The 6,818-nt window shown below is 63.1% G+C and carries 7 protein-coding genes and 1 pseudogene; 6 read left to right on the top strand and 2 right to left on the bottom strand.

The window, feature by feature from the left end; genetic code table 11:
• The 5 genes and pseudogenes from KYX69_RS22680 to KYX69_RS22660 all read left to right on the top strand — a co-directional run.
• Positions 1–398: pseudogene (locus KYX69_RS22680) on the top strand (P-type conjugative transfer protein TrbL); the annotation flags it as partial.
• Positions 398–1,081 (top strand): conjugal transfer protein TrbF, encoded by a 684-nt coding sequence (gene trbF / locus KYX69_RS22675; RefSeq protein ID WP_300501631.1) that lies wholly within the window; start codon positions 398–400, stop codon positions 1,079–1,081. The pseudogene KYX69_RS22680 and the gene trbF, both read left to right, overlap by 1 nt.
• Positions 1,078–2,127 carry a P-type conjugative transfer protein TrbG gene (gene trbG, locus KYX69_RS22670; protein WP_300501630.1) on the top strand — a complete coding sequence of 350 codons (1,050 nt, stop codon included), beginning with the start codon at positions 1,078–1,080 and terminating at the stop codon, positions 2,125–2,127. Before trbF ends, trbG begins: the two co-directional genes overlap by 4 nt.
• Positions 2,124–3,347, top strand: coding sequence for a TrbI/VirB10 family protein (locus tag KYX69_RS22665; protein WP_300501629.1), 1,224 nt, complete (start codon positions 2,124–2,126; stop codon positions 3,345–3,347). The genes trbG and KYX69_RS22665 overlap by 4 nt, the downstream gene beginning before the upstream one ends.
• 2 nt (positions 3,348–3,349) lie before the next feature.
• Positions 3,350–3,586: a DUF2274 domain-containing protein gene (locus KYX69_RS22660; protein WP_300501628.1), complete on the top strand. Its 237-nt coding sequence runs from the start codon at positions 3,350–3,352 to the stop codon at positions 3,584–3,586.
• Positions 3,587–3,632: 46 nt separating this feature from the next.
• On the opposite strand, the gene KYX69_RS22655 is transcribed toward KYX69_RS22660, so the two are convergent.
• On the bottom strand, positions 3,633–4,592 hold the full coding sequence (locus KYX69_RS22655) for a LysR family transcriptional regulator (protein ID WP_300501627.1): 960 nt from the start codon (positions 4,590–4,592) through the stop codon (positions 3,633–3,635).
• Positions 4,593–4,792: 200 nt separating this feature from the next.
• Positions 4,793–5,356 (bottom strand): TetR family transcriptional regulator C-terminal domain-containing protein, encoded by a 564-nt coding sequence (locus KYX69_RS22650; protein ID WP_300501632.1) that lies wholly within the window; start codon positions 5,354–5,356, stop codon positions 4,793–4,795.
• A gap of 101 nt (positions 5,357–5,457) precedes the next feature.
• On the opposite strand from KYX69_RS22650, the gene KYX69_RS22645 reads away from it, so the two are divergent.
• Positions 5,458–6,579, top strand: a complete 1,122-nt coding sequence (locus KYX69_RS22645; protein ID WP_300501626.1) for a DUF418 domain-containing protein — start codon at positions 5,458–5,460, stop codon at positions 6,577–6,579.
• Positions 6,580–6,818: the final 239 nt, after the last annotated feature.

The raw sequence follows: 6,818 nt of genomic DNA, 5'->3' as shown, positions 1-6,818 counted from the left end.
CCTATAGCCTTGGCTCCGCCGGGCAATCTGGCGCTGCGGGCGTTGCGTCCGGCCTTGGCGGCGTCGCCCGGGCCGGCGGCAGCGCAGCGGTCTCGCCGCTGCGGCGTGCCGCCTCACGCGCCTCCGATAGCATGCGCTCGAGCTTCAACGCGGGTGGCAAGGCCGCGTTCGAAGCCACTGGTGGCTCCTCGACAATGGGATCGGTCGGTGGCGACGCAGCCGGCGACGGTGGCGGCGCGGCCGCGCCGGCAGCCGCGGGCGGACCGCCCGCATGGGCACAGCGCATGCGCCGCTCCCAACGCATGACCCATGCCGTCCAGGCCACCGCCCATGCCGTGCGCTCCGGCGACGCCCATGGCGGTGGCTCCTCCGTCAATCTTTCCGAAAGCGACCGCTGATGTTCAAACGACCTTCCACCCATTATGGCAAAGCCCCCGAACCCGAGACGCCCTATCAGCGCGCCGCACAGGTCTGGGACGAGCGGATCGGCGCGTCGCGCGTCCAGGCAAAGAACTGGCGGACGATGGCGTTCGGCTCGCTGATCCTCTCGGCCGGCTTCGCCGCCGCGCTGGTTTGGCAGTCGGCGCGTGGCACGATCGTACCCTGGGTGGTGCAGGTCGACCGTCTGGGTCAGGCGCAAGCCGTGGCGCCCGCCGTCGCCGACTATCGTGCGACCGATCCGCAGATCGCGTTTCACCTGGCGCGCTTCATCGAGCAGGTCCGCTCGATCCCGGCCGACGCCATCATCGTGCGGCAGAACTGGCTGCGCGCCTACGACTTCACGACCGATCGCGGCGCTATGGCGCTCAACGATTTTGCCCGCTCCAACGACCCGTTCACCAAGGTTGGCCGCCAGCAGGTCGCCGTGGATGTCTCCAGCGTCATTCGAGCATCGCCCGACAGCTTCCGCGTCGCCTGGGTCGAGCGCCGCTATGAGAACGGCCAGCTTGCCGAGACCACCCGCTGGACCGCGATCCTGACGATCGTCGTCCAGATTCCACGCAACGCCGACCGGCTCAGGGCGAACCCGCTCGGCATCTACGTCAACGCCATCAACTGGTCACGGGAGCTTGGTCAATGAAGCCGTCTTTCCGTAAAGCCGGAAACCCGGCTTCACACACATCCGTAGTCTCGGCTTTCCGCAGAGCCGCATTCCCCATGGTCCTGCTGGCGACAACCGCGCTCGCCGGCTGCGCCACCAGCACTCCGCCGCCGGAAATTTCCTACGACGCTGCCGCTCCGGCCGTGCAGACCGTCGATCCGCCGGCGCCCGTCACCGTGGTCGAGATCCCGCGGCCGCTTCCGCTGCCTGGACAGTTGCAGCGCGTCGAGCCGTCCCGAGCGACGCCGGAGCCGACCGATCCGACGGCGCGCGTCAACCAGGCCAACGCCGCTGCGCGCATCCAACCGGTGCGCGACGGCTTCATCAACGCCATGCAGGTCTATCCCTATACCGGCGGCGCGCTCTATCAGGTCTATACCGCCGTCGGGCAGATCACCGACATCGCGTTGCAACCGGGTGAGCAGCTCGTCGGCTCCGGGCCGGTCGCGGCCGGCGACACGGTACGCTGGATCATTGGTGACACACAGAGCGGTGCCGGGCCCACCCTGCAGGTCCACATCCTCGTCAAACCCACCCGGCCGGACCTGATGACCAATCTCGTCATCAACACCAACCTGCGCACCTACCATATGGAGCTACGCTCGACCGAGCGGACCTATATGGCCTCGGTCTCCTGGCAGTATCCCCAAGACCAGCTCATCGCGCTGCGTCGCCAGAACCAACAGGCCGAAGCTGCGCAGCCGGTCGCATCCGGCGTCGATCTTGCCAACGTCAACTTCCGCTACGCGATCGACGGCGATCGCACACCATGGCGGCCGCTGCGCGCCTTCGACGATGGCCGCCAGGTCTTCATCGAATTCCCGCGCGCGATCGGTCAGGGCGAGATGCCGCCGCTGTTTGTCGTCGGGCCCGAGGGCACCACATCGGAGCTGGTCAACTACCGGGTGCGCGGGCATCACATGATCGTCGATCGGCTCTTCGCCGCCGCCGAGTTGCGGTACGGCTTCGGCGATCGCCAGAAGCGCGTCCGGATCGTCCGTACCGATGGAAGGCCCGCGTCGTGAGCGAGACCGAGCCCCGGAAAGAGGAAGGGCCGGACGAGGAGACTCGGCCGCTGACCGGCGAGCCCCTCGGGCCTGCGCCGATGCGGCTGCGCGCGGAGGCACCGCGCGTTACCCGCCTGTCGCGAAAAGTGCTGGCGGGTCTCGGCCTGGTCGCCAGCGTCGGCCTCGGCGGCGCGCTCATCTATGCGCTTCAGACCCGCGACGCGGGCAAGCCGAATGAGGACTTCTACTCGACCGAGAACCGCACGACCGCGGACGGGATTGCCGGCCTGCCGCGCGATTATAGCGGCGTGCCCCAACTCGGCCCGCCGCTCCCCGGCGACCTGGGCCGCCCGATCGTTGGCGCTCAGAATCGCGGGCAGCCCGTGCCGACACCCGGCATGGCCACCCCGAATCCCGGTCTCAGCCCAGAAGAGCAGCGCCGCATTCAGGAACTGGAGGCGTCACGCACGGCCCGGCTGTTTGCGAGCACCGAAACCCGGACGGCCGCCGCGATGCCGTCCCAGGCAACGCCTGGCGCGCAACCGATGCCCGATCTCACTAGCCTTGGGCTGGCGCCTCCGCCCGCGACGCCCACGGCGCAGGACAGGCAGAACGCCTTCATCAATGCCGCCGCCGATCGGCGCACCGTCGCGCCCGATCGCATCGCCGCGCCGGCGTCACCAAACATCTTGCAAGCGGGTGCCGTGATTTCCGCTGCGCTGATAACTGGAATTCGCTCCGATCTCCCTGGCCAGATCACCGCCCAGGTGACGGAAAATATCTACGACAGCCCGACGGGTCGCATCCTCCTTGTACCCCAGGGCACACGCGTCATCGGTCAGTACGACAATAACGTCCAGTTCGGGCAGAGCCGCGTGCTGCTCGTCTGGAACCGGCTGATCTTCCCGAACGGCCGGTCGATCGTTCTCGAGCGCCAGCCGGGCACCGACGCAGAGGGCTATGCCGGCCTGCAGGATGGAGTCGATTATCACTGGTGGGATCTCGCCAAAGCGGCCGGTCTTTCGACCCTGCTCAACGTCGCCGCAGAACTCGCCACCAATGACGATGACCGCCTGATCAGCGCAATCCGCAACGGCGGTCAGGACACGATCAATGATGCGGGCCAACAGATCGTCCGGCGCCAGCTCAATATTGCACCGACACTGACGATCCGGCCGGGTTTACCGGTAAGGGTGATTGTAGTCCGTGACCTCGTCCTCGAGCCGTATGGAGGATAATAGTGGCAAAGCTGAAACTCGGTCCGATCGTCGATGAAAAGCGTATCAAGGTGACGGTGGAGCTTCCAGCGGCTCTTCATCGAGACCTTGCCGCCTACGCCGAGGCTCTTGGCCGCGAGCAAGGCCAAGCGATCACCGATCCGGTGAAACTAATAGTGCCCTCGCTTGAGCGCTTTATCGCTACCGACCGCGGGTTTTCCGGGACCAGACGGGCAGCTCCGGTTGACAACCAACCCTAGCTCGGCCGGCTCCAGTAGATCTATCTCCGTCGCGATTATTACTGTTTCATCGAGATCGGCCGCGCCGATGCCGTTCCGCTAGCTCCGTGCTAATCTCCAATAATCTCTTTAACGCCGGATTTCGATTGGTCGCCGACCATACGACGCTGGAACCGACTGTCTCAACCGCAGGCCCGATAGGAAGAAACACCACGCCTGGGTAGGTCGCTCCCAGGGTGGAGCAAGTGGTCAACGTGAGGCCGAATCCCTTTGCAACCATGTTGAGTAGGTTCTCTCGACCCACCCGCTGGACGGAGATTTTTGGTTGAAACCCGAGTCCGGATAGTTGTCGCACGAGATAGTCTTTGATCTCCGGCCCAGCAGCGTCTACGCTGACCAAGAATACATCGTCTCGCACGTCGTCCCAAGCGCACACACTCCCGCTCGCACATCGATGTTCTTGGGGTAGGGCAACAAATATCCGTTCGTGCCAGAGGTACTTGGCTTCGCACCCAGGTAATTGTGCACTCCCCGTGATGAATGCTGCATCAAGTCGGCAGTTGATTACCCCAGCGACGTTAGCTTGTGATGATGTCTCTTGGATCTGGACATTCACACCAGGGAATCGATGACGGTAAGTTCCGAGCAGATCGGATAGGAAGCCACTCGCCAAAGACGCCGTTAGACCAATTCGCAGATCGCCGACTTCACCCCGTTGCGTTCTTGCCATGTCAAGAACGGCTTGATGAAGGTGTTCTGCGCCTATCGCAGCATCGCGCATGAAGCGCTCGCCGGCCGGTGTCGTGCGCGCTCCAGCGTGGTTGCGTTCGAACAACGGCACGCCGAGCCTCCGCTCGAGTAGTTGAATTCGGCGGCTTATGGTGGATTGTGAAAGATTGAGAATAGACGCGGCACGCCGAAAGCTGCCTTGTTCGGCGACAAGTATTGCATACTTTAGATGGCGAAGATCAAGCGCGAGATCGGGCATAGCGCGGCGACAGATTTTGACCTTGACGACCGCAGACACGTCGGTAGAAAATTCTCAATGTATCGACGCTTGCGATGTCATATCTGATCTTGAACCAATCGATTATCATCTTTCTCTTTCTATGTTCGAAAATTCTATACTGAATCCATGAGGTGTCGGGAGTATCAGCGGTGGCCTGATCAAAAGAACGGCCTTCCTACTCCCGTCGACTGGCACATTAGTTTGCCTGCTGCTTGGCGTTATTCCGCAACAATGCGACCACATTCCAGATCGAAGGCAGCACGGAGGTGCCGCTCTGCTTCATGGGCATTCAGGCTTTGCGCCTTCGAAATCAGCAGGGCCGCCAGGCCATCGTAAAGAGCGCCGAGCCGAAGCGCCGTCGCGTCGACGTCGGCAAGCCGCCAAAGGCCAGCGTCGGAGCCAGATCGAAGGGTCGCGACCAGTCCTCCATGGAGACGTGCCTGGATGTCGCGGAGGGCCTCTGCCATCGCTAGATCGATGGTCGAAAGATCGGACGCCTCAATCCAGAGTTGCCAAAACTGGCGCGCGTCCGGTTCAAAGGCGGTCGCGAAATAGCTTTCGAGAGCGGCACGCGGCTCAACGTCCGGCGCAAACTGAGCAGCTGCCACTTGGTCGAAGATCGCCCTCCAAGCAGCAGCCCTGAGCTCCTGCCAGCGAAAATAATGGTTCAACAGTCCCGTTCCGACGCCCGCGCGCTCGGTCACCGCACGAGTCGTTGCGGCCCGCAAGCCGCTCGTCATCAATACGTCCACGGCCGCGCGCAGGATAAGATCCCGCCCCACCTCCCCGTTTGCCCTACCACTAGCCACGACGACCTCCTTGACGGTTGAGCGCCTGCTCAATACGATATTGAGCAGGCGCTCAACCGTCAAGGAATAGCGGGATGACTTCAGGCCGCAACCACTCTGTCGATGTTGTACGGCTGGCTGCGCTTATAGGCATCTGCGTCGTCAACATTCCCTTCATGGGCCTTGCGACGGCTCCAGCGGTCCCCGCCGGAGCCTTCGACCAGATTGTGATGTTCGCCGTGAACGCCCTGTGTCAGGCGAAATTCTTTCTACTGTTCTCCTTTATTTTCGGCTGGGGCTTCGAGATCCAAGAGCGATCTGCCGCTCGTGCAGGAGCCGATTTCCCGCGACGCTATGGCCGCAGGCTCATAGGTCTGGCTATCCTCGGCTGCCTGCATGCTATCCTTGTCTTCAGCGGCGACATCCTGCTGATCTACGCAATCCTCGGCCTCCTGCTCTGGCCGTTGCGTAGACTGGAGTCGCGCACGCTGTGGCGAGTCGCGCTATGCTTGGTCCCGATCGCTACGGTAGGCATGATGCTGCTTGCCTTGGCATGGCCTGAAGTGTTGCCCCGGTCGGCCGGATCGGGGCTGGGGGGAAGTTTTCTCGATTCATCACGGGCGCGGCTGGCGGATTGGCCTTCCACACTCGGTTTCCTGCTGTTTTTCCAGGGTCCGCTCGCCTTCGCCGCGTTCGTTGCGGGTCTCGCCGCTGCAAAGGCCGACTTTTTCGCATCGGGCGGCCAAGCCCGCTATCGGCTCGGGAAGGCGACACCTTGGCTGTTCGTCGTCGCGATCACACTCAACGCCTTCTATGCTGCGACCGATGGGGGATGGCTATGGTCGGACGACGGCTCCCTGGCGCTGTCTGGCCTGTGCGCCTTGTCGCTGGGCGCGCCGATGATGGCAGCCGTCTATCTCAGCGCCATTCTTTCTCTGTCGGAGCGGATGCGATTGCCGCCGCTGCTAGTGCTGGCGGGTCGAAACTCCCTAACCAGCTATGTCCTGCAGGGCGTCCTCGCTGGATTCCTGTTCGGTGGCTATGGCCTGGGGCTGTTCGGGCAGTTCGGGCATCAGGCGCTTTTCGGCCTTTCCATTCTGGTCGCCTTCGTTGCCATGCTGATGACCGGCCTCGCCGCGTCATACCTCGGCCGCGCCCCGCTTGAATCTCTCCTGCGTCTGGTCACCCACGGGCGTCAGCAGAACAGCTCCGGCTAGCTGTGCGCAGGTCGAGCGTTTTGGCCCTTCTTCGAGAAAAAACTCGCCCGCCCAAAACACACAGGCTCCAAAAACAACCCTTCGCGCATGTACCGTTCAATTCTTCTGTCACTGACGTGACCCCCTGAAACTCCTCCAGGAATAGCTAGAGTCCGCCCCTCGAGAGGACGGACAGAATGAAGAGATCACGGTTTACGGAAGAGCAGATCATCGGGATCCTGCGCGAGCAGGAGGCCGGT

Source organism: Sphingomonas sp., from assembly GCF_030145815.1.
Lineage (GTDB): Bacteria > Pseudomonadota > Alphaproteobacteria > Sphingomonadales > Sphingomonadaceae > Sphingomonas.
The sequence above is the reverse complement of the archived record's forward strand: the minus strand, read 5'-3'. Positions and strand labels throughout refer to the sequence as shown.

Bases quoted from the DNA above. Each gene is read 5' to 3' on its own strand.
- trbF (WP_300501631.1), top strand. From the start codon at position 398: ATGTTCAAACGACCTTCCACCCATTATGGCAAAGCCCCCGAACCCGAG.
- trbG (WP_300501630.1), top strand. From the start codon at position 1,078: ATGAAGCCGTCTTTCCGTAAAGCCGGAAACCCGGCTTCACACACATCC.
- KYX69_RS22645 (WP_300501626.1), top strand. From the start codon at position 5,458: ATGACTTCAGGCCGCAACCACTCTGTCGATGTTGTACGGCTGGCTGCG.